Source organism: Streptomyces sp. TSRI0281 (genome assembly GCF_001905125.1).
Taxonomy (GTDB): Bacteria; Actinomycetota; Actinomycetes; order Streptomycetales; family Streptomycetaceae; genus Streptomyces.
Window position 1 is genome coordinate 162,222 of sequence record NZ_LWLE01000033.1, and the last position, 20,976, is coordinate 183,197.

25 protein-coding genes, 1 tRNA gene and 1 pseudogene are annotated in these 20,976 nt (G+C 70.1%); 11 read left to right on the forward strand and 16 right to left on the reverse strand.

Annotated features, from left to right (window positions below; all coding sequences use genetic code 11):
• Positions 1 to 47 precede the first annotated feature (47 nt).
• Positions 48 to 827 carry a DUF4097 family beta strand repeat-containing protein gene (locus A6A29_RS29910; RefSeq protein WP_073724737.1) on the reverse strand — a complete coding sequence of 260 codons (780 nt, stop codon included), beginning with the start codon at positions 825 to 827 and terminating at the stop codon, positions 48 to 50.
• 320 nt (positions 828 to 1,147) lie between these two features.
• Here A6A29_RS29910 and A6A29_RS29915 point away from each other — a divergent pair.
• Both A6A29_RS29915 and A6A29_RS29920 read left to right on the forward strand, forming a co-directional pair.
• Positions 1,148 to 1,222: transfer RNA gene (locus A6A29_RS29915), tRNA-Val, on the forward strand.
• 221 nt (positions 1,223 to 1,443) lie between these two features.
• Complete coding sequence (locus A6A29_RS29920) at positions 1,444 to 1,602, forward strand: helix-turn-helix domain-containing protein (RefSeq protein WP_274535848.1); 159 nt, start codon at positions 1,444 to 1,446, stop codon at positions 1,600 to 1,602.
• Positions 1,603 to 1,746: 144 nt separating this feature from the next.
• Here the strand turns inward: A6A29_RS29920 and A6A29_RS29925 are convergent, their stop codons facing one another.
• Positions 1,747 to 3,126 (reverse strand): IS1380 family transposase, encoded by a 1,380-nt coding sequence (locus A6A29_RS29925; protein WP_073724741.1) that lies wholly within the window; start codon positions 3,124 to 3,126, stop codon positions 1,747 to 1,749.
• Between the two features lie 548 nt (positions 3,127 to 3,674).
• Positions 3,675 to 4,187, reverse strand: a complete 513-nt coding sequence (locus tag A6A29_RS29930; RefSeq protein ID WP_073724743.1) for an Lrp/AsnC family transcriptional regulator — start codon at positions 4,185 to 4,187, stop codon at positions 3,675 to 3,677.
• Positions 4,188 to 4,282: 95 nt separating this feature from the next.
• Here A6A29_RS29930 and A6A29_RS29935 point away from each other — a divergent pair, with 95 nt between their 5' ends.
• A complete protein-coding gene (locus A6A29_RS29935) occupies positions 4,283 to 5,830 on the forward strand; it encodes an MFS transporter (protein WP_073724758.1) in 1,548 nt (515 codons plus the stop codon).
• 23 nt (positions 5,831 to 5,853) lie between these two features.
• Here A6A29_RS29935 and A6A29_RS29940 read toward each other — a convergent pair.
• From A6A29_RS29940 to A6A29_RS29975, 7 genes and pseudogenes are all read right to left on the reverse strand, one after another.
• A pseudogene (locus A6A29_RS29940) lies at positions 5,854 to 6,087 on the reverse strand (IS1380 family transposase); the annotation flags it as partial.
• 294 nt (positions 6,088 to 6,381) lie between these two features.
• Positions 6,382 to 6,675 carry a hypothetical protein gene (locus tag A6A29_RS29945; protein WP_073724760.1) on the reverse strand — a complete coding sequence of 98 codons (294 nt, stop codon included), beginning with the start codon at positions 6,673 to 6,675 and terminating at the stop codon, positions 6,382 to 6,384.
• Positions 6,672 to 6,851 carry a hypothetical protein gene (locus A6A29_RS29950; protein ID WP_073724762.1) on the reverse strand — a complete coding sequence of 60 codons (180 nt, stop codon included), beginning with the start codon at positions 6,849 to 6,851 and terminating at the stop codon, positions 6,672 to 6,674. The genes A6A29_RS29945 and A6A29_RS29950 overlap by 4 nt, the downstream gene beginning before the upstream one ends.
• Positions 6,848 to 7,003 (reverse strand): hypothetical protein, encoded by a 156-nt coding sequence (locus tag A6A29_RS45505; protein ID WP_158074487.1) that lies wholly within the window; start codon positions 7,001 to 7,003, stop codon positions 6,848 to 6,850. The genes A6A29_RS29950 and A6A29_RS45505 overlap by 4 nt, the downstream gene beginning before the upstream one ends.
• Positions 7,003 to 7,215 (reverse strand): hypothetical protein, encoded by a 213-nt coding sequence (locus tag A6A29_RS29960; RefSeq protein WP_241838721.1) that lies wholly within the window; start codon positions 7,213 to 7,215, stop codon positions 7,003 to 7,005. Before A6A29_RS29960 ends, A6A29_RS45505 begins: the two co-directional genes overlap by 1 nt.
• A 562-nt stretch (positions 7,216 to 7,777) precedes the next feature.
• Positions 7,778 to 8,620, reverse strand: coding sequence for a helix-turn-helix domain-containing protein (locus A6A29_RS29970; RefSeq protein WP_073724768.1), 843 nt, complete (start codon positions 8,618 to 8,620; stop codon positions 7,778 to 7,780).
• Between the two features lie 10 nt (positions 8,621 to 8,630).
• Positions 8,631 to 9,356: a DUF6879 family protein gene (locus A6A29_RS29975; protein ID WP_073724770.1), complete on the reverse strand. Its 726-nt coding sequence runs from the start codon at positions 9,354 to 9,356 to the stop codon at positions 8,631 to 8,633.
• Positions 9,357 to 9,756: 400 nt separating this feature from the next.
• On the opposite strand from A6A29_RS29975, the gene A6A29_RS29980 reads away from it, so the two are divergent.
• The 5 genes from A6A29_RS29980 to A6A29_RS30000 all read left to right on the forward strand — a co-directional run bounded on the left by A6A29_RS29980 (position 9,757) and on the right by A6A29_RS30000 (position 11,841).
• Positions 9,757 to 10,305 (forward strand): hypothetical protein, encoded by a 549-nt coding sequence (locus A6A29_RS29980; protein ID WP_143197117.1) that lies wholly within the window; start codon positions 9,757 to 9,759, stop codon positions 10,303 to 10,305.
• Between the two features lie 138 nt (positions 10,306 to 10,443).
• A complete protein-coding gene (locus A6A29_RS29985) occupies positions 10,444 to 10,869 on the forward strand; it encodes a hypothetical protein (RefSeq protein ID WP_198953386.1) in 426 nt (141 codons plus the stop codon).
• Positions 10,870 to 10,991: 122 nt separating this feature from the next.
• A complete protein-coding gene (locus A6A29_RS29990) occupies positions 10,992 to 11,210 on the forward strand; it encodes a hypothetical protein (RefSeq protein WP_073724774.1) in 219 nt (72 codons plus the stop codon).
• Between the two features lie 5 nt (positions 11,211 to 11,215).
• Positions 11,216 to 11,554 (forward strand): hypothetical protein, encoded by a 339-nt coding sequence (locus A6A29_RS29995; protein ID WP_073724776.1) that lies wholly within the window; start codon positions 11,216 to 11,218, stop codon positions 11,552 to 11,554.
• 65 nt (positions 11,555 to 11,619) lie between these two features.
• Complete coding sequence (locus A6A29_RS30000) at positions 11,620 to 11,841, forward strand: DUF2277 domain-containing protein (RefSeq protein WP_073724812.1); 222 nt, start codon at positions 11,620 to 11,622, stop codon at positions 11,839 to 11,841.
• 30 nt (positions 11,842 to 11,871) lie between these two features.
• On the opposite strand, the gene A6A29_RS30005 is transcribed toward A6A29_RS30000, so the two are convergent.
• Complete coding sequence (locus A6A29_RS30005; protein ID WP_073724814.1) at positions 11,872 to 12,573, reverse strand: DedA family protein; 702 nt, start codon at positions 12,571 to 12,573, stop codon at positions 11,872 to 11,874.
• A gap of 200 nt (positions 12,574 to 12,773) precedes the next feature.
• Here A6A29_RS30005 and A6A29_RS30010 point away from each other — a divergent pair, with 200 nt between their 5' ends.
• Positions 12,774 to 13,406: a superoxide dismutase family protein gene (locus A6A29_RS30010; RefSeq protein ID WP_073724816.1), complete on the forward strand. Its 633-nt coding sequence runs from the start codon at positions 12,774 to 12,776 to the stop codon at positions 13,404 to 13,406.
• Between the two features lie 132 nt (positions 13,407 to 13,538).
• On the opposite strand, the gene A6A29_RS30015 is transcribed toward A6A29_RS30010, so the two are convergent.
• The 3 genes from A6A29_RS30015 to A6A29_RS30025 all read right to left on the reverse strand — a co-directional run bounded on the left by A6A29_RS30015 (position 13,539) and on the right by A6A29_RS30025 (position 16,673).
• Positions 13,539 to 13,997 carry a DoxX family protein gene (locus tag A6A29_RS30015; RefSeq protein WP_073724818.1) on the reverse strand — a complete coding sequence of 153 codons (459 nt, stop codon included), beginning with the start codon at positions 13,995 to 13,997 and terminating at the stop codon, positions 13,539 to 13,541.
• A gap of 113 nt (positions 13,998 to 14,110) precedes the next feature.
• Positions 14,111 to 15,805, reverse strand: a complete 1,695-nt coding sequence (locus tag A6A29_RS30020) for an alkaline phosphatase D family protein (protein WP_073724820.1) — start codon at positions 15,803 to 15,805, stop codon at positions 14,111 to 14,113.
• A 223-nt stretch (positions 15,806 to 16,028) separates the two neighbouring features.
• Positions 16,029 to 16,673 carry an HNH endonuclease family protein gene (locus tag A6A29_RS30025; RefSeq protein ID WP_073724822.1) on the reverse strand — a complete coding sequence of 215 codons (645 nt, stop codon included), beginning with the start codon at positions 16,671 to 16,673 and terminating at the stop codon, positions 16,029 to 16,031.
• Positions 16,674 to 17,081: 408 nt separating this feature from the next.
• On the opposite strand from A6A29_RS30025, the gene A6A29_RS30030 reads away from it, so the two are divergent.
• Positions 17,082 to 17,816, forward strand: coding sequence for an ABC transporter permease (locus A6A29_RS30030; protein ID WP_073724824.1), 735 nt, complete (start codon positions 17,082 to 17,084; stop codon positions 17,814 to 17,816).
• A 64-nt stretch (positions 17,817 to 17,880) separates the two neighbouring features.
• On the opposite strand, the gene A6A29_RS30035 is transcribed toward A6A29_RS30030, so the two are convergent.
• Positions 17,881 to 18,543: an HAD-IA family hydrolase gene (locus tag A6A29_RS30035; protein WP_073724826.1), complete on the reverse strand. Its 663-nt coding sequence runs from the start codon at positions 18,541 to 18,543 to the stop codon at positions 17,881 to 17,883.
• Between the two features lie 255 nt (positions 18,544 to 18,798).
• Positions 18,799 to 20,037, reverse strand: coding sequence for a peptidoglycan-binding domain-containing protein (locus A6A29_RS30040; RefSeq protein ID WP_079183087.1), 1,239 nt, complete (start codon positions 20,035 to 20,037; stop codon positions 18,799 to 18,801).
• A 134-nt stretch (positions 20,038 to 20,171) separates the two neighbouring features.
• Between A6A29_RS30040 and A6A29_RS47140 the strand changes: the two genes are divergently transcribed.
• On the forward strand, positions 20,172 to 20,976 hold an 805-nt coding region (locus A6A29_RS47140), incomplete at its 3' end, for an MFS transporter (RefSeq protein WP_241838722.1).

The window sequence follows — 20,976 nt, forward strand, 5'->3', positions numbered from 1 at the left end:
CTGCCCGGTACATTCTCCCACCAGGTAAGGACGAACACACGGGTCGGTTAGTTCGCGCTTCGCACGGTGACTTGTCCATTGTCGCTGCGGGCCTTCACCACGTGCGGGCTGCTGTCGCTGCGGGCCACCTCCACGGAGACGTCGCCGTTGTCGGCCGAGGCGTTCACGGCGTACGCCTGTTTCCCCGGCGGCAGGTCGATGGTGATGCCCCCGTTGTCGCTGACGGTGTCCACGAGATCCGGCACGGTGCTGAACCCCAGCTGGACCGACCCGCTGTCCGACCGGGCGATCACGGACGTGCCGGAGATCCTCTCCGCGACGACGGAACCGTTGTCGCTCACCAGTTTCAGGGGCCCGCGCGAGTCCCGTACGACGACTCCGCCGTTGTCGGAGGAGAGGTCGAGCGGGGTATCGAACCCGGCGGCGCTGACCCGCCCGTTGTCCGAGCCCGCCTTCACGCTCACCCCGCGCGGCACCTTCACCCGGTGCAGGGAGTCGCAGTTGCTGGTCAGGGCGTCGCACGTCACCTTGAGCGTCAGGGTGTCGTCCACCATCTTCCAGGATGTGTTGGGCCCGCTGCCCAGCATCACCCAGCCGTCGACCTGCCGCTCCACCTCGACCTGTTCCACGTCGGCGGATACGAGTTCGATGCTGGAGTTCTCGGACACGATGGTCAGCGTCCGGCCCTCGATGCCGAACGCCTTGCGCTCGACCGGGGCACTGTCGACGTCGGTCCCACAGCCACTGAGCGCCAAGGCGAGCAGGACGGCCCCACCACCGACGAGAACCGCCCGCCCCCGCCCGGCCCCACGAACCCGGAAGGGCACACCGCCCCCACGGGTGCCGCTGATGCCACGGGTAGCGCGGTGAGCACGTGTACGGAATTCCACGGTGATCGGTCCCCCAGGTGATGCTGTCGGATGATGCCGCTCGATGCGGCGCCACGGCCGGTACGCCCTTCGCGGCCGGTGCGGCTTCACCGTATGCACCGGAGCCAGCGACGAGAATCCGGATGGCTACCGTCTCCGGGGTGGGGATATCCCCCCTCCCACCCCCGCGCCCCCTTCTACAGAACCGCCGGCACCGGGGCCACAGAACCGGTTTGTGAGCGGGGGCCCTGAGCCATGTACGCTGTTGCCTCATCCACGGGTGCGTAGCTCAGGGGTAGAGCGCTGCTCTTACAAAGCAGATGTCGGCAGTTCGAAACTGCCCGCGCCCACCAAGGTAAAGGCGAATCCCCAGGTCAGGGTGTATGTGACCTGGGGATTTGTCATTCCTACGCTTCGCCACCGCTCTGACTGCACACTGGCTACTTCCCCACTACAGGGCGGCAGCTCCTAAATCTCTCCTATGAGATGACGACAACAGCGCAGATCAGCAGCTGAATTCAGCGCCACAACGACGCGGCCCTCCCGCACCCGTCACCGGGCCATCGGAGACCACATCCGCGCCGCCCGCCTCACCGCTGGCCCGACGCAGGAACAGGTGGCGCTCCGCACCGGAACGCGGGCCACGTACAACCGGATCGAGATGGGCCACTCGGCTGCGCTTGTCGACACCCTCATCCGAATCGCCGACGCGATTAGCCTCGGTCTTGCATGACGGTCCGTCGGTTCTTCCGTCGGGCCGTTTCGCTGTTGCGGGTTGGTCGTGGGAATGCTGGTGGCCCGGCTGTCGCGTCGGGTGGGCGCCGGGTTCCACTGCTCTGGTGGGGTGATGCTGCTCGGAGGGACTCGAAGGTGCTGGTCAGCCGGGGTTCGGCAGGGCTTGGAGCCGGTCGGCCGCTGCGCTGATCACGTCGGTCCAGGGCCAGTGCGCCGCGAGGCGGAGGTAGCGGCGGCGACCGGTGGTGACGAGTTGTGCGGCGGCTGAGAACAGGCGGAAGCGAAGCTTCTTCGGTTCCCAGCGGCGGGTCTGGCCGGTCAGGGCGAGCATCGGCATCCAGGCCAGCAGGTCCAGGGCGAGCTGGATGATCTCCAGCCAGATCTGGTTCTGCGCGAAGCCGTGGAGCGGGAGGTTGCGCAGGCCGGTGGAGCGGGCGTCCCGGATGCGGTCCTCGCAGCGGGCGCGCTGGCGGTGGCGCAGTTCGAGCCCGGCGATCGCCTCGCCGCCGGGAGTGTTGGTGGCGAAGCAGGTCAGGCGCATGCCGTCGGCGTCGGTGAAGCGGAGCTGGGCGCCGGGGTGCGGGCGCTCCTTGCGGACGATCAGCCGTATCCCCTTCGGCCACCCCTTCAGACAGTCCCCGCCGATCTCGGCGACCCAGGCGCCGTCGCGGACCTCGCCGCCGGGCTCGACGGCCGGCGTCCAGGCCGATGCCGGGACCTTCAGCACGGCCTGGTGGACGGCGTCGGTGATGGTCATGCCGACCGAGTACGACAGCCACCGGCCCCGCGCCGCGAGCCAGTTGACGAACTCATGGGTGCCGCCCCCGGAATCGGTGCGGACCAGGGTGCGGCGCCCGCGGCGGAACCTCTTCGGGAGCTGGGCCAGGGCCAGTTGGGTGGCGGTGATGTGGTCGGCGGCGGTGTTGCTGCCCGCGTTTCCCGGCCGCAGCAGGCCCGCGACCGGCTCACCGGCGCCGCCCGCCCCGTGGTCGACGAAACCCATGATCGGATGATGGCCGAACGTCCGCTTCCAGGTCGCCGCGGCGTCCTGCTTGTCCGAGTGCGCGATCACCAGCACCCCGTCCAGGTCCACGATCACCTGTCCGCCCTGGTCGGGGGCGGCTTCCCCTGCCAGGGCCCAGACATGTTCCCGGACGCCGGCGCGGGCCCGGCGGATCGCGGTCAGCGCGTGCTTCCCGCTGCCGGCGAGCGTTTCGACCAGGCGTGAGACGGTCGGGTCGGAGGCCACCGCCCCGAACACCGTCGGCTCAGCCCGCAGCACGGCGACATCGGACAGACAGTCCCCGCCCAGCGCGACCGCGAGTGCCACATCGAGCAGGGTCTTGCCTGGATCATGCACCGCCCGCGCTTTGCGCCACGGCGCCAACGCCGCCGATATCGCCGTATCCAGGCCGCTCTTGCGGACTGTCTCCACCAACAGCACGGCCCCGGCCTGCGAGACCGCTCCGCCGCCACTGCCCTCGACACGGACACGGGGGTACGACCCGGTATTCTTCTTCACCTGAGGAGTGCAGCTTTCCTGACGACGACATGGACCCTAGACAAGTCCCATCGTCCCAGGTCAGAGGGGCTCCTCGCTTATTTGATCAAGCCTCGGACACTCACACTCGCGAAAGCGCGAGGCTAGGGCCCGGCGTGGGATCAGCCGGGCAGTGCCTGATTGCCTGATCGCGCGGCGGGTGAACGCGGTGTAGGTGGTATCTCGGCGACTCCCGCGTTGAAGATGAGCTCACCGGTGTCGGGTCTTCCACCGTGTTCGGGTAGCTGATCGTCTGCCAGGTGTGCTCGGCAGTCTTCCCGATGGCCTGTTTGACGGACGGTTTTCATTCCGGTGGTGAACGAGGAGCGGGCGTCGGCCCGGCGGCAGGCGGCGATCACGCTGGCGGTGTAGAACTGCGAGTCCGCCCGCAGGTTCCGCACACCTATGCAGCCTGCTTCTCGGGCGGTTGTCAGGGCCTCGGCCACCAGTTTCGGGGCACCCCGTGAGTCGGCAGGTCAGCACGCGCCATTCTTCGATTTCTTGATGGGAACAGTCGGTGGATCGACCCCTCAGTGGCGGTCACTGGTTCGGGCAACGGTCTCGGCGACCAGGTCGTCCCCGTCGGCGCTGGGCGGGATCGCACGGTCCCGCACCGGGCTGCGGAACGCGAGGTTGGTGGTGACATGACCGAAGGTCGCGAGCCTATTGGTGAGGTCTTCAAGGTCGGGCATCGACCGGGCGATGACCTTCAGCAGGAAGCAGTCCTCGCCGGTCACGTGATGGGCTTCCATGATCTGCGGCGTGCAGTCCAGCAGATCGAAAAACTGCTTACCAGCAGGGGTGGTCAGCCGGAGCCGAACGAACGCCGTGAGCGTGTAGCCGAGCGCGGCGGGGTCGATGACGGCACGGTAGCCCTGGATGGCACCCAGGTCGGTGAGGCGGCGTACCCGGTCCGCCGTGGAGGACGCCGACATGGAGATCGCCCGTGCGAGCTCTGCGGTGGTCATCCGCCCGTCCGCCTGCAGGAGCTGGAGGATGGCGTTGTCAGTCACATCGAGTATCAGGCGTTGATTCACAGGCATATCCACGAAATTACCGCCGACTCCGAGCCCAGAACAAGCGGGACTCCGGCGTTGGCCCGTTCAGTCTCACGGCTGACGCGGAGATTATTTCCGGTATGACTGTTTCCCAAACCAGCCGGAACCAGGTCGCGCTCGCCGCGATCTGCCTGTCCGCGCTGATGTTCGGCCTGGAGATCTCGAGCGTTCCGGTGATCCTGCCCGTGGTCGGAAAAGAGCTGCACGGTGGGTTCGCCGACCTGCAGTGGATCATGAATGCTTACACGATCGCGTGCGCCACCGTGCTCGTGGCGGCCGGTCTCCTGGCGGACCGATTCGGCCGCAGGCGGCTGTTGGTGGCCGCGGTGGCCGCGTTCGGGCTCACCTCGCTGCTGTGCGGGCTCACACAGGACGTCGCGGTGTTGATCGCCGGCCGGTTTCTGCAGGGCATGAGCGGTGGCGTGATGCTCATCTGCCAGGTAGCGATTTTGTCGCACCAGTTCCGGGAGGGGCGACAGCGCGCCCGTGCGTTCGCGGCGTGGGGCATCGTCTTCGGGATCGGGCTCGGTTTCGGCCCGGCGATCGGCGGCGGGCTGGTATCTCTGGCGAGCTGGCACTGGGTGTTCCTCGTCCACGTCCTCGTCGCCGCGGTCACCCTGGTCCTGATCGCGATAGGTGTGAACGAGTCCCGTGACCCCAAGGCCGGAAGGGTGGACCTGCCCGGAATCGGCACGCTCAGCCTGGCGGTGTTCGGGCTGGTTTTCTTCATCACCCAGGGGCCAAGCCTGGGGTTCACCAGCGCCCTGGAGCTGGGCATCCTCGGGCTGTCGGCGGCGTGCTTCGCCGCATTCGCCGTCGTGGAACGGACCGTCAGGCATCCGGTGTTCCAGTTCTCGGTGTTCCGGATCCCCGCGTTCTCCGGGGCTCTGCTGGGCTCGATGGGCATGAACTTCAGCTTCTGGCCCCTGATGATCTACCTGCCCATCTATCTGCAGAGCGGTCTCGGCTACGGCATCAACACCGCGGCGGCGGCCATGCTCGCGTACACGATCCCAACGCTGCTGCTGCCGCCCCTGGCGGAGCGGCTGGCACTGCGGTACCGGCCCGCAGTGATCATCCCCCTCGGGCTGTACACGATCGGTCTCGGGTTCCTGCTGATGAACCTGGGCAGCGGCGCCGACGATGCGAGCTGGCTGACGATCCTGCCCGGAGCACTGCTGGCCGGCACCGGCCTCGGGCTGACCAACACGCCGGTCACCAACACCACGACCGGTTCGGTGCCCAGCAACCGGTCGGGCATGGCATCCGGTATCGACATGAGCGCCCGGATGACTTCGCTCGCCGTAAACATCGCCCTCATGGGGCTGCTGCTGACCATGGGCATCACAGGCAGCCTCCGGGACCGGGTGACCGGGCAGCTCACCGAGCCCCAGGTCCAGGCGCTGGCCGAACGGGTAGCGAACGGCGACGACACGGCGACACTGCGGCACACGTTCCCTCAACTCACGTACCCAGACTTGGCGGAACACTTGGTGCGCCCTGCGCTCACGCAAGGCTTCGGCCTGATCACCCTGTACGGCAGCATCGTCGTGTGGATCATCGCGACTGCCAGCCTCCTGGTCTTCCGCCGCTCTCCGCGCCGCGAACCGGCCAGCTCGCTCAGCTGACGACCACGACGCGACCGCTTCCCGTCGGCAAGTTGCCTTGAGAGACCTGCGACCGCGTGGGCCACATCCAGCAGGATCTTGCTCGGATCGTGCACCGCTCGCGGATTCCACCAGGGGGCCAGAGCCGCCGAAATCGCCTGGTCCAGTTCGGCCCGGCGAACGGTCTCGACCAGCAGTACAGCCCTGGCCTGGGACACCACTCGATGGCCGCCGCCCTCGACCCGGACACGGGGGCACGACCCGATACTCTTCTTCACCTGAGAAGTGCTTCTTTTCTTGCAGCCAACAGGACCCTAGACAAGTCCCATCGTTGCAGGTCAGGAGCACTTCTCGCGTTTACGATCAAGCACTGGACGGCCACCCTCGTGAAAGCGCGAGGTTAGTGTCCCGCTCGCCGACCTCGTCCGGGAGTAGCCGGGTCCGTCACCTGAGTCCGTGCCGGTTCGGGTCGCGACAGACGCCTTTTGTGGTGCCGCATCCGGAGCAGCCCTGCCCGCCTTCCTCGTTCGCGGGCGGGGTGAAAATCGATGTGCTGTGCATGGTGGTTCCGATCAGGAGGTGTGGCAGGGGCACGCGCAATCGGGACGCCGGCAGTGGTCGTGACCGTCGGCCAGGTGCGGTTGCTGAGCTGCGCGGCAGTGGGTGCTGTGTGTGTCGCCGCGGATCTCCTCGGCCAGGGCCAGTACGTCATCGAGCCGGGATCCTGCGGCCGCGGCCTCGGCCAGCTCGGTGTTCGTGATCGGTTCGCCGTGCCACAGGAGCGTGATCCCGTGTTCGGGGCACCGGGCCATGCCGTCGGTCTCGATCGCGAATTCGTGGACGCCGCCGCTGTGGTGGCACTTCACTCGGATCCCCTCCCCAGCGGGTCCGGGGTAGCGGCCTCGGTGTTCGGCCATTGCCGGTGGTCGCTGGGGGCGCGCCAGTCGTAGTGGGGTCCGGTGTGGCCGGGGGGCTGGGTGCAGCGGGCGAAGGTGCCGGGGTTCTCGGACCAGCAGTACCCGTATCCGATCGGCGCGCTCACCGGCGTGCCTTCTTCCACGCGCGGCCGAGCCGTATGACGGTCGCGCACTGTGCCCCCGTACGGCAGGCGTCGCACGTCAGGGTGTGCCCGAGATACGCCAGATACGCGCGCTCCGGGGGCGGGAACGCGGTCCGCTGCTGCGTCGACGCCATCACCGGGCCGCCCTCCGCCCCGAGCACGCCAGGGCGTCCACACACTCACGGGGGAACCACGCGTACGCGGCACCGGTGGCGGGGGTGACGCGCTGCTCGCCGAGGTCGACACCCAGGTCGGTGCCGAGCGGCGCCGCGCACCAGACGCAATGCCAACCGCGCTGCTGCTGCTCGGTGAGATCGCTGACCGTCGGCAGCTGCGTCACCGCCACGGGGGGCTCTTTGGCCGGGCCTTGAGTGGTCATACGAACACCCTCACAGGGCGACGCGGGCCGCCAGGCCCGAACGCGGCGCCAAGCACCACCGCGTCTGTCGGTGCGCCGCTTCCGTCAGGCTTCTCCAGCCATCCACGCCCCCGCAGATACATGGTGGGCGGGCAGCGGAACTCCCACGGCGGAGTGTGGATCGTGAGAGCCGGTAAGTCGGCAGGCTCTTCCTTCGTGCCGTACGGCACCAGCCACCAGGCACGGTTGGCTTCCGGATGGACGAGGACGGGGCCGAGCCTGGCGGACCCGACGCGCTGCATCGCTTCAACCGACCGCAGAAGGTCAGCCTCCACAACCAGCCAGCCGCGGCCTACAGGGATATGGGCAAGCTCTTCGCCCGCCCATGACTGGTGTGCACGTAAAGGGTCCGGAGCACAAGAAGCCAGCCATGTCGTGCCCGCATTGCGTGTCCGTGAGGCCATGACCAGCACGTTAGGGAACCGGGGTGCAGATGCGCGCGGCGATTGCGCCGGATTGCGAATCGCTCCGGCGAGTTTGGCGCGGTTGCTTACGAGAGGTCCAGTGACGCCCGCGCGCGGCCGATCAGGCGCCGCGCCTGCGGGCCGTGAACCGCGGCCTCCGCCATCCAGTCCCACGCCCGCTCGTACAAGGCGATGGTCTCCTCATCGTCGAGCCACATCTCGGTGCTGATCGTCTCGACGATGACGCGCCGCCGGTCGTAGATCCAGAACCCGTGGCCGGGCGCGCGCCGTAACTGTGCCCCGAGAGGGATGACACCGAGCTCGATGGTGTCAAGACCGATCAGCCCGGCCAGGCGGTCGAGCTGTGCGGCCATGACCTCGCGGGGGCAGGTCACCACGTACAACGCGCCCTCCCACAGCAGGAACCGGAACCGCTTCCCGGGTTCGTACAGCACGTCCTGGCGTCGGATGCGGGCGCGTACTGCGGCCTCGATGTCCTTGGGGATCTGGCGGAACTCGGCGTTCGAAGCGAACACGTGCCGGGCGTAGTCCGCGGTCTGGAACAGCCCAGGGATACGGGACACTTCCACACCGCGAATGACCTTGGTGGCCGTAGTTTCCTCGATGGCCAGCTCTTGGCGGGCCCGGTGTCCGCCGGCCAGCTGGCGGCGCCATGATCTGTACTGGGTCTCCAGGCCGACGAGCCGGCTCTTCAGCTCGGCAGCCAGGTCCGGGCGACCCACCGCCTCGGCCCACTCCGTGAGGTCCGCTGCGTTGGGGGTCTGCTTTCCGGTTTCCAGGCGCGAGACCTTCGAGCGCTGCCAGCCGAGCGCCTCGGCTGCACCCTTGCCGTCGAGGCCGGCCTCGGTGCGCAGCTCGCGGAGCCGTGCGCCGAGGACGACCCGGGCAGATTGGAAGTCAGTGCTCACACGGTCGAAGTTACCGCCTGGCGAAGTCGGCGGTGGGAGTTGCGTGGTGCCAGGCTGCGTCCCGGGCCTGGCAGGCGGCGGCGATCTCGGTCGGGTCCTCGCTCAGGATCACACCGAGGGTCGTATCGGCCTCGTCGAAGACGAACCGGGCGAGGAGCTTCGAGTCGAAGAGCCAGAAGTCGTTTTCTGGCAGACCGAGTTGTGCAGCTTGGGAGCGGGGCAGGTTTCGAATGTCCTCGCCTGCGGTGACGTTGCTGTGCCCGCTGTCGAGGAGGAACCGCTGTCCCTCGGTCAAGGGTCGGTCGACGAGCCGTACCCGCTCGAAGCGCTTCCCCTGCTCGGTCTGCCGGCGGACGTTCTCGCGCCACGCGTTGTCCGGCTCCGTTGCGATGTCCGCGCCCTCCTTCCAGCGGGCCCACTTCGGGCTGTTGCGGTCGGAGGCGTAGCCGCGGCGGGTCTCCAGCCGGAAGGCGGTGTGCCTGAACTCACGGAACAGCGAAGCGATCTCAGAGAAGGGGACCATCTCGCGGACGGCGGTGCGCGGGGCGAACCGGATGAGGAGATCGCGCGGGACGAGCACGAACGTCTCACTCTCTTTGACGTCGCGAAGACGGGCGAGCTGCTCGGGGCCGGTCACTCGGTCGCCCTGAACGAGGATATCTGTGGTGCCTTCTACCTCGTAGAGGGTGGGGCAGTCGCCGTCGTCGCTCGTGGTGCCGAGGAACCTGAGCGTCATGGTGCCCTCCGTATGCGCTGGGTGAGTGACCAGGATGCGACGGATAGTGAGGGGTCGCTGGCGGATTGCGGCAGATTGCGGATTGCCGTGGGCTGCGGGCAATTGCGTGCAACTGCAGGGACTGGCTGCGCTCTCGTGCCAGACGAGCGAAAGTGCCCCCTCCGTCCGAAGGCGAAGGAGCAACCTGCAGTGTGGGGACCATGGAACCGTTCGGCTCCTTGCCGTGCTCGCACCAGGGCCACCCCCGCGTACGGGGACCATCGCTTGATGCGGGCCTCGGCCGACTGGTGCTCAGGGCCACCCCCGCGCGTGCGGGGGATCGTGTTCTTGAACTGAGGCTCTGTGCGGCCCGGCCATGAGAGTCGCAGTATCGTCCCCGGCGCGGCGGCACACTTGCCCCATGGATCAAGGGGTCGCCGCGTTTGTTGCGGGAATTGTGGGCATGGCCGGTGCGCTCGGCGGTGCGGCGGCGGGCGGGTACGCCGCAGTTCGAGGGGCTCGGATCGCGGCCGAGAGCGCGGCTGCTGCTACACGGCGCCAGGTCCAGGAACAGGCTGCGGCCGAGCACGCCCATTGGCTCACGGATCTGCGCAGGGAGAAGTACTCCACTCTGGTCCGCACCAGCGGCAACTTCGTCGTGCATATCGTCCCTCTCGTGACGTTCGGGCAGCGCCGGGATGATCCCGACTCGCCGCTGAACAATGCGTGTGACGCCTACCGCGACCAGCTTCACGAGGCACGATTCCTCGCCGACCGGGCGCTACAGGCGGCGATCGACGATGCCATGGAGTTGGTGGGGAACGTGGGGCACGAGCCGTACGACAGCGAGACGGAAAGAGTGGCATTCCGCCATCAGTTGGTTGCTCAAGCGATTGAGTGCGGGCGTGCGATTGAAGACGCGGCGAGGGCGGAGCTGGGCCTGCCTGCCCGGGAGCGGGCCCCGGAATAGGAGCAGGGGGCGGGGCGCCCCGACGGCGGGAGAGATCGGCGCCACCACGGCAACCACTCCTGGATTACGTCTCGTTGTGGGCCGCTCGTCGCCCCTGTACCTTCCGCGTACGGATCTGTAGGGCTCGGAGGGGGCGGGATGCCTGGGTACGGTCGCGCGGACAGTGAGTGGGATCTACTCGTCGGTGCCGGAGGGGAGTTCCTCGTCGAGCGGGCGAAACTTCGCAGGACCACCTCGTACACCGAGCTCAACGTCACTTTGAGCAGGCGAACCGGCTGCAGGACCTTCGACTTCGAGCGTGCTGACGAACGGGCTGCCATGGGGCACCTGTTGGGACTGATCGTGGAGCGGGATCAGGGGCTCGCGCCCTCCGAGCCGCAGCTCATGATCTCCGCTCTCGTGAACTATCTGAGCGCCAACGACGCCGGTCCCGGTTTCTACCAGTTGGCCAAGCAACTCCGGCTGCTGCCCCTCAGTGCGTCGAGGGACGAGAAGGACGAGTTCTGGATCGATCAGATGAGGCGGGTCTCCGCACGGCATGGGGCCGGTCCGGCCGCGGTCTGAGATCTGCCGTGGTGCGAGGCTCCCGTCCATGGCGCCCCGCGGTACCCCGTGAACATCCCCGGCCGTGATCCGGTCGTCCCCGTCGGGATGCGGTCCGGCTGTGGGCGGGGCACCGTGGAGGCATGGCCGGACATCCGCCTGTGATCGTTCATCCGCCCTCGCCGACCGGTGGGCGGCGGGTCACCGTGCGTGGTCAGATCGTCGGGCTGGCGCACGGACGGGGTGATGTGGCCGCGCTTCTGCGGGAGGCGGGGCTGGCGTCGGGTGCGGATCGGGTCGTGGAGCTGGATCAGCCGCACTTGATCGAATGGCGAGGCGGCGACCTCGAAACCTGGAGGTGAGCCGCGTGAAGCCTCGACGTGCGCCGCGGGGGTGGGTCTCGATCGAGCCGCCTCCTGGTTATTACGTCGGTGAGCCACCCGACGACGTGCAGCGCGGTCTCATCCTCGACTGGGTGGTCAATGAGCGGATCGCGAGCGGGTGGCGGGTGGAGTCGCGGTCCGGGACGCAGGTGGTGCTCGTGCGCGGGCATCCGGTGAACCATGTGCTGCACGCGTTCCTGACCGTCTTCTCCTGCCTCATGTGGGGTGTCGTGTGGCTGGGGCTGGCCGTCACGAATCGCGTCGAGCGCGTTGCCCTCACGGTCGATGTCCAGGGCCACATCGTCACCGTCAACGCTCCGTGAACACGTGGTGCGCAGGCGGTGATGCGGGCCGGGGCGTTGTCAGTGACGCGGTACACAATGGAGATATGTGCCGCAGTATCAAGACCCTTCGTCCGCCGGCCATCCCCGAAGAGGCCACCGAGGAGGACATGCGCGCCGCTGCCCTTCAGTACGTACGCAAGGTGTCCGGGTTCCGTGCGCCCGCCGCGCACAACCGGGAGGTCTTCGACCGAGCCGTCGACGAGATCACGGCAGCCACGATGAAGCTGCTCGACGGCCTGGAGGTCAGGGGCGCCGCCAGAGGGTGATCGTTCGGGGAGGTACGGGGCGGGTGCTCCTCAGGGAGCGGCGGGTGCCGATACCGGTGCGGACGCGGGGGGCGTTACCTGGGCGGGTACGGCAGCGACTGCGGCTGCCGCCGCTGCTGCCGGGCGGCGCATGAGGAGCGCCGCCAGTGCGCCCGCCACGAACAGGGCCAGTACCGAGACAGCCGTCCCGAACCAGGTCGCCCCCAGCCACTGGCCGCCGAAGTAGCCGAGCCCCACGCTGTAGCCGGCCCAGGCCACCCCCGCCACGGCCGACCACGGCAGGAATTCCTTCGCCTTGCGGTGGGCGGCGCCCGCGCCCAGCGAGACCACGGAACGGCCCGCGGGGGCGAAACGGGCGATGACGACGAGCCCGCCGCCGCCGCGGTTGAGTGCCGCGCCGAGACGTTCCTGTGCCGTGGTGAGGCGGCGTGAGCGGGCGATGGCCCGGTCCAGCCGGTCCCCGCCGCGCCAGGCGAGGCGGTACGCGACGAGGTCGCCGAGCACCGATGCGGTGGCCGCGCTCAGGGTCAGTACGAGCAGGGACGGCACCTGCTGGGTCGCTTCACCGGCGGCGCCGTTGACCGTCGTGGAGCCCGCGGCGGCGGCCGTGGCGGCCGTGATCACCAGGACACCACTGGGCAGGAGGGGCACGAAGACGTCCAGGAGCACCGAGAGGGCGACCACCGCGTAGATCCATGGGCTGCTGGTCAGCGCGCCCACACTCTCAAGCACCTACTACTCCCCGATTCGTGTCGACGCCGCGACGTCGCAGGGGAGCGGCAGGGGCGGCAGGGTCAGCTGTACAGCGTACGCCCGCTGTTTACCCGGAGATCACCAAGTGCGGGTGATGTTGTGCAGCTCACGTACACCTCGGGGAGTGCGCCGTCGTTAGGGCCGGGAGGGAACGGCCCGGCGAGAGTGAGGAGCAGCGGATGACGGTACGAGCGGCGGTACGGGTGGGACGCGCGGGATCGGGGGTGCTGGCGGCAGCCGCGGTCCTGGTGATGCTGACCGGTGGTGTCAGCGGGGCGGAAGGGGGCGGGGAAGCGCAGCGGACCGGAGTCGACGGGGCGCTCGGCGCCGGTCCGGGCGGTGGCGCCGGCGGGCGGGGGTTCGATATGCGGGTCGAGGGGCGTTTCTCCCCGCCGAACGCGTTCGTTCCCTCCAGCGCCGTCACCTATGACACGGAGCTCGTCCCGGCGGCCGCCCGGATCGCCGTCGAGCAGCGGTCGGACCACTTCGGGACCCGGGTCGCGGCGCGGCTGCGCGGGCTCGTTCCGAACCGTGTCTACGGGATGCATGTGCACACCGCATCCTGCGGCGCCGATCCGAAGGCGGCGGGGCCGCACTACCAGCACCGCGCCTCGGCGACCGCGGACCCGGACAACGAGGTCTGGCTCGACTTCCGGACGGACCGGCACGGGAACGGCTCGGCGTGGGCCCGGCACGGCTGGGGCTTCCGGGAGGGCGGGGCGAGGTCGGTGATCATTCACGATGCGGCGGGCGGCGCGGGAGAGCGGGCCGCCTGCTTCACGGTGCCGTTCGGGTCGTACGGGCGGGTGTGAGGCGCACTCGGGCTCAAGGCTGACCGCGGCTGACCGCCCGGCCCGGTGCGGGGGGCGGGGCGCGTGCCCGTAGCCGCGCCCGGCTCCTCCCCGCCGTCGCGGAGGAGCCGGGCGCCGCATGAGGGGATGGGGTCAGGCCGTGACGGCCGGTGCGTGCTCGCGTGGGCGCTCGTCGCTGCGTACGCGCGCGGCCCGTGCGGAGAACAGCCGGTCCAGGGCCAGGGCGCCTGGGCCCGTGAAGACCAGCAGAAGGAACGCCCAGCAGAAGAAGACCACTGCTTCGCCGCCGTTCTGCAGGGGGAACAGCGCGTTCGGCTGGTGCACCGTGAAGTACGCGTACGCCATGGAGCCGGAGGCGAGGAACGAGGCCGCACGGGTGCCGAGGCCGAGTGCGACCAGGGTGCCGCAGACCAGTTGGATCAGGGCCGCGTACCAGCTCGGCCAGGTGCCGGCCGGCAGGGTCCCGCCGCCCATGGCACCGCCGAGCACTCCGAAGAGTGAGGCGGCGCCATGGCAGGCGAAGAGGAAGCCGACGACGAGGCGGAACAGGCTGATCGAGTAGGGCTGGGCCCGGTTGAGCGATTCGAGCATGGGGGGAGGGCTCCTTCGGTCTGGTGGGGACGTGAACCGATTGAGCGCACCAGGTTAGGGACACCTCACCAGTGCTTGCAAGTTCAACATTCTGTCGACTGTCTGAAAATCGACTACTTCTCGGTGGTGAGGGATCGCTCCAGAACCGTCTCCAGCTGGGAACCTGCGGTGTTCTCCCTGGCCTGAACCAATGTCAGCGCAGCTTTCCGGCCATGCAGCGTGAGCGTCATCAACTGGTTGCCGAACCAGGGGCCGCCCGACTTCCGCCAGCGCACCGGCGGCGTGCCCGTGCGTCCGTGCCGTGCCAGCACCCGGCCGAGCCGCCGGCCCGCGCGGCTCCAGCCGAAACGGAAGCCCGTCCTGATCGTGGCGGGAATCGAGTTGTGGACGGGAGAGCAGGTCAGCTGCAGGATGTGGGCGTCCGGGGGGCCGCCCGGGGTGGACGCGGGCCACTCGGGCTCGGTGATGTATGCATGGTGCACATCGCCTGAAAGAACGCAAATCGTCGCAGGGGCGTCCGGGCCGCTCCCCGCCTCCCGCAGAAGCTCCGTCAACTGGCGGAAGGATTCCGGGAATGCCGCCCAGTGTTCCAGGTCGGACGCCCGGCGCAGCCTCTCGCCGAGGCGCGCCCAGCGCTCGCCCCGCTCGCCGCGGCACAGCGCGGCGTTCCAGCTCTCGGCGTCATGGATGAGCGGCGGCAGCAGCCACGGCAGCGAGCTGCCGATCAGGAGATGGTCGTACGAACCGGGGTCGGCGAGGGCCTCCTCCCGCAGCCAGCGGGCCTCGTCGGCGTCGAGCATCGCCCGCTGCTGCTCGTCGAGAACACGGGCCGCCCGGGTGTCCACCATCAGCAGCCGTACTCGGCCGAAAACACGTCGGTAGCTCCAGCGTGTGAGGGCGGGGTCGGCGTCCGTCCCGGCGGCGAAGAGCCGCAGCGGTTCGGTGCCGTCCGGTGTGGCCCGGACCGCCGCGTACAACGGGTCCCGGGCCAGTTCGGCGGGGGAGAGGTTGCCCAGGTGCTGGTAGACCCAGTACGACATCAGCCCGCTGACGATCCGCTCGTGCCACCAGGGGGTGGCCCGGATGTCCGTCTGCCAGGCGGCGCTCGTGTTCCAGTCGTCGATGACATCGTGATCGTCGAAGATCATGCAGCTGGGGACCGTGGAGAGCAGCCAGCGCACCTCGGGGTCGCGCCAGGACTCGTCGTACAGGTGCGTGTATTCCTCGTAGTCGGCCACCTCCGCGCCCGGTGGCTCGTTCGGATCGCGGCGCGCCGCGATCCGGCGCCGGGTCGCCGGGGACGTCTCGTCGGCGTACACCTGATCGCCGAGGAGCAGCAGGACGTCGGGGCGTACGGCGTCGGGGTCGGCGGCGAGGTGTCCGGCCAGGGTGTCGAGGGCGTCCGGGCCCACGGGGTCACGCCCGCCCGCGGGGGCGGCCGCCCAGCGGCAGGAGCCGAAGGAGATCCGGACGTTCCGCTGCCCGGGCCCCGTCCCGTCCGCGGCCCCGCCCTCGATGGAGGGGGTGGTGATCGTGCTCGCGGGGAAACGGGACTCCTCGGGCGGCCACACCCGCCGGGTGCCGAGCAGTACTTCGTACGCCGTCGTCGAGCCGGGCGTCAGCCCCGTCACGACCACCAGGGCGTAGTGGTGTCCGGCGACCGCGAACGTCGGGGACGAGCCCGACGCCCCGTCCGCGCACCGGACTTCGACGGTGCAGGGGCGGTCGGTCTCGACCCAGACGGTCGCGCTGGAACCTGTCTCCCAGTCGACGTACCGCAGCAGTGGTCCCAGGCGCAGCCCGGCCATGTGGTGCCCTCCTCGTACCGCCGTGACGGGTGATCCGGTCACGGGCGGGCCCCGTGTCGGATGGCCCGTACGGTACGGAACGCCGAGGGAGGGCGTAACGGTTCCGCACGGTGATCCGCCGCCGGGCTGGGCGGTTCACCGTGCGGGCCGCCGGGCGGACTACCGGGCCGGTGGGCGGACTACCGGGCCGGTGGGGTCGGTGCCGCCTGCCCTGCCCGGTGGGTCAGCAGTTGTTCAGGGTGGCCTGGAGCGCACTCTTCTCCGTCGCGTCGACGCTCAGGTCGTAGTAGTGCTTCACGTGCACCCAGGCGCGCGCGTACGTGCACAGGTACGCGCTGCGCGACGGCAGCCACTCGCCCGGGTCCTTGTCGCTCTTGGACTGGTTGACGTTGTCCGTGACCGCGATGAGCTGCGGGCGCGTCAGGTCGTTGGCGAAGGACTGGCGCTGGGCCGTGGTCCAGCCGCTCGCGCCGGAACGCCAGGCCTCGGCGAGCGGGACCATGTGGTCGATGTCCAGGTCGGAGGCGACGGTCCAGGTGGCCCCGTCGTACTCCGAGTACCAACTGCCGCTGACCGCCGCGCAGCTGGAGTCCTGCTGGACGTTCGTACCGTCGCGCTTCAGGACGACTTCGCGGGTGTTGCAGGCGCCCGACTGGGTGATCCAGTGCGGGAACTTGTCACGGCTGTAGCCGCTGGAGGAGCCCTCGGCCCCGACGGTGAGTTCGCCGAGGTAGGTGCGGGCGGTGGCGGCGCTGACCGGGGTGGGCATGGCGGCCTGTGCGGTCGGCGCGGTGAGCAGTGCGGAGGTGGCGGCGAGTGCGGCGGATGCAGCGGCGACGGCGATACGACGCGCGTAGACACCAGACATGCGAACTCCCTTGATGTGGGGGGACCTTGGACGGGCGGCCTGTGAAGCCCGGCCATCGTGGCGGCGCCAGGTTTCTGTGAGGGGGGCGCCAGGTAACAGGGTGGCGACATGCGCACGTCACATCAAGGGGTCATGCGGTTCGGTCTGACGTTCACTCCGAAGTTTTTGCTGATCGGCGTGGGGTCTTGGTGGGTATGGGAGTTGATGATCCGTTGACCGACGGTCCGGCGGTTCGCGTCGTGTTGATGGTGGTTGGGCCATCCTGACGGCCCGGGGGGCCGGGGCTGGGGGCTGGTGGTCCTGGGGGCCGGGTGGTTACGGAGGGCCGGCGCTCCGGGGGGCCGGTGGTCCTTCCCTCTTCCGGGTCTGCGGTCCGACGGCCCTGCGGGGCGGCCTTAGGGTGGCCGCGTGCTGCTACCGGTCACCATCACGCTCGGGGTCGTCCTCGCCCTGCTTCTGGCGTTCGCGGCCGCCGTCGCCGCGTGGGCCTCGCTGGGCCGTTCGCGCGAGATCGTCCTCGCCGGGCTGCGGGCCGCGGCTCAACTCGGCGTGGTCTCCCTGGTCATCGGCTGGGTCATCCACTCCCTGGCGCCCCTGCTCGGCTTCGTGGCGCTGATGTTCGTGGTGGCGGTGTGGACGGCGGGGCGCCGGATCACCGGCAATCGCAGCTGGCGTTGGGCGGCTCTGCCGATCGGTGCCGGGGTGCTGCCGGTGGTGGGCGTCCTGCTGCTCACCGGGCTGGTCCAGGTCCGGGGCATCGCCCTGATCCCCGTCACGGGCATCCTCATCGGGGGTGCGCTCACCGCCACGGTGCTCGGGGGCCGGCGCGCTCTGGACGAGCTCGGGACCCGGCACGGGGAGGTGGAGGCGGGGATGGCGCTCGGGCTGCTGGACCGGGACGCCCGGCTGGAGATCGCCAGGCCCGCGGCGGCGGACGCGTTGCTGCCGGGGCTCGATCAGACCCGGACGGTGGGGCTCGTCACCCTGCCCGGGGCGTTCGTGGGCATGCTGCTGGGCGGCGCCTCGCCTGTGGAGGCGGGCGCCGTGCAGCTGTTCGTGCTCGTGGCGTTGATGGCGGTGCAGGTGGTGGCCGTCGCGCTGGTGCTGGAGCTGGTGGCGCGAGGGTGGCTGCACCGGGACTGAGCCCGGGAGGGCCCGAAACTGAGCCGAGCCCGGGAGGGGTGGCGGGGAGGGGCGCGGCTGGTCGTCAGGCGGCGCTGATGTGCAGGCGTATCGAGCCGTCGTCCGCGGCTTCCACCCGGATCTGCGTCAGGTCCTCGACATGGGCGTCCGGGGAGAGCGCGGCGGCGCGCGGGCCGACGCCCACGACGCGCATGCCGGCCGCCCGGCCGGCCGCGATGCCCGCCTCCGAGTCCTCGAACACGATGCAGTCGGCCGCGTCGAAGCCCAGCTCGGCCGCGCCCTTCAGGAAGCCCTCGGGGTCCGGCTTGCTGGCGCCGACCTGCTCGGCCGTGACGCGGGCGGCGGGCATCGGCAGGGCCGCCGCCGTCATCCGGGCGCGGGCGAGGGCCTCGTCGGCCGAGGTCACGAGCGCGTGCGGGAGGGTGGAGAGCGCTGCCATGAAGGCGGCCGCGCCCCCGATCGGGACGACGCCGTCGACGTCGGCGGTCTCCTCGGCGAGCATGACCCGGTTCTCCGCGTAGTTCTGCTCCATGGGGCGGTCCGGGAGCAGGACGGCCATCGTGGCGTACCCCTGGCGGCCGTGGACCACCTTGAGTACGGACACCGGGTCGAGACCCTGCTTCAGTGCCCAGCGATGCCAGCAGCGTTCCACCACGGCGTCGGAGTTCACGAGGGTGCCGTCCATGTCCAAAAGGAGGGCGCGTGCGGTGAGGACGGTGGCCGACATCGGCTGGCTCCTGGGCGCGGGGGATTCGCGTGCACCCCGGTGAGAGGCGACGCGGGTGACGTACAGCGGGTGACGTACAAGAGCGGCCCCGCCCGCCGGTCAGGGAGTGCGAGCGGAGGCCACTTTGTTCCATCACGATACAAAAAGCTGCCCCGGAATGCGAATCCCGCCCGCCGCCACCCTCTTCCCGTGCGTCAGTGCCCGCCGCCGCCCTCTTCCCGTGCGTCAGAGCCCGCCGCCGCCCCTCCCCGTACGTCAGTGCCCGCCGCGCCCGCTCGTCTCCGCCTCCAGCGCGCGCCGCGTGTTCGGCCCGTACACGCCCGCCGGGTCGCCCTGGATGGCCTTGTACGACTGGTAGACCTGTACGGCCTCCTCGACCCGGTCCGTGTAGTCGGCGTTCGAAGGCCCCTGGTAGAGCCAGACCTCCTTCAGGCGGTTCTGGAGCTCGGCCACCTCGGGGCCGTGGTCGCCGGGCCGCAGTGTGGGGCCGGTCAGCTGCACGGGCGGTGCGGCCGACGGTGCGCCCGGTGTCTTCGTGGCTGCCGAGAGGGACGGGGTGGGCGTGGCCGGCGAGGCCGACGCCGAGGCGGAACGGGTCGGCTCCGCGCTCCCCGACGGCGACGCGGACCCGGTGGCCGACGCCGAGGGCGACACCGGGGCCGAGCGGGACGGCGAGGGCGACGCGGCGGCCGACTCCGAAACGGAAGCCGCCGGCCCGCCACCCGCGTACGGGGCGCTCGCCGCCGTCTCCGGCAGGGCCTCGTCCCGGTTGTCGTTCCCGCTGAACAGCCCCCCGACGAAGGCCGCGATGCCGACCACGGCGGCCACGGCCACCCCCACGGCAAGGACGGTGAACGGCCCTCGACGGCGGGGCTGGACCGGGTCGGCGTCCGGGTCGATGCCCGGGCCGGTGACGGCGCCGAAGGTGGCGGTGCGCCGGTTGGCCCCGTCCGGCCCCTCGGCGTACCGCGGTTGCGCCGCCGTCGCGTCCATGGCCTCGTACGCCGCTCCGTGTCCCGCCGCGTCCGCCGCCCCGCCCATCGGCGCACCGCCCGGGAACCGCGGCATCCCGGTGTCCGGGAACAGCGGCATCGTGGTGTCCGCGGTGTCGGGTGCGGCATGGCCGTGGACCGGGCCGGGCTCCGCGCCGTAACGGCGGGCGTCGTCCGTGCCGGGGCCGGTGGCCGCCTCATGGCCCTCACCGCGACCTCGGTCCCGGCCGCCGTCGCGGGCCGCACCGGAGCCCCGGCGGCCGGGGGCCGTGCCGTCGCCGCCCAGTTGCACGTACGGCCTGATCCGCAGCGGATCGAAGTCCTCGGCCGCGGCGGTCTCCGCGGCGCGCGCGGCCCGCCGCTCCTCCCCGGTGAGCCGTGCGGCCCCCGCCCCGCACACGCAGCCGTCGGGTCCGCCGCGCGGGGCTTGCGGCGCCTGCCCCGTGACCGGCTGCCGGCCGGCGAGTCCTCTGCCGCACTCCGGGCACGCATGTCCGGTCATAGTGGGTCCCCTCCCTAGAGCTGCTGCGATTATGCAGGCCGCCGCCGCGCAGCCCAACGCCTTGGGGCCGCTCGGCAGGCCGTAAACGGACAGAACGGCAAGGATAGGGGTGTATCGGATCCGAGGAGATGCTCATGGCCCAGCAGCTGAGCCCGCCGCCCCTTGCTCCCGGCGAAGGACGGTCCACGCGAACCGTCCTGGTCGCCATCGGCGCACTGCTGCTCGGCATGTTGCTCGCCGCACTCGATCAGACCATCGTCTCCACGGCACTGCCGACGATCGTCAGCGACCTCGGCGGCCTGGACCACCTGTCCTGGGTCGTCACCGCCTACCTGCTGGCGGCGACCGCGGCGACCCCGCTCTGGGGCAAGCTCGGCGACCAGTACGGGCGCAAGAAGCTGTTCCAGACGGCCATCGTCATCTTCCTCATCGGCTCCGCCCTCTGCGGCGTCGCCCAGAACATGCCCCAACTGATCGGCTTCCGGGCCCTCCAGGGGCTCGGCGGCGGCGGTCTGATGGTGCTGTCCATGGCGATCGTCGGCGATATCGTCCCGCCGCGCGAACGCGGCAAGTACCAGGGCCTGTTCGGTGCGGTCTTCGGTGTGACGAGTGTCCTCGGGCCACTGCTGGGCGGCTTCTTCACCCAACAGCTCAGCTGGCGCTGGGTCTTCTACATCAATCTGCCGATCGGTGCCGTCGCGCTGGTCACCATCGCGGCCGTCCTGCACATCCCGGTCCGTCAGACCAAACACACCATCGACTACGCGGGAACCTTCCTCATCGCTTCGGTCGCCACCTGCCTGGTCCTCGTCGCCTCCCTCGGAGGGAACACCTGGGCCTGGGGGTCGGTGCAGATCATCGCCCTCTCCGTGCTGGCCGTGCTGCTGCTCATCGCCTTCATCGTGGTGGAGCGGCGCGCCGCGGAGCCCGTACTGCCGC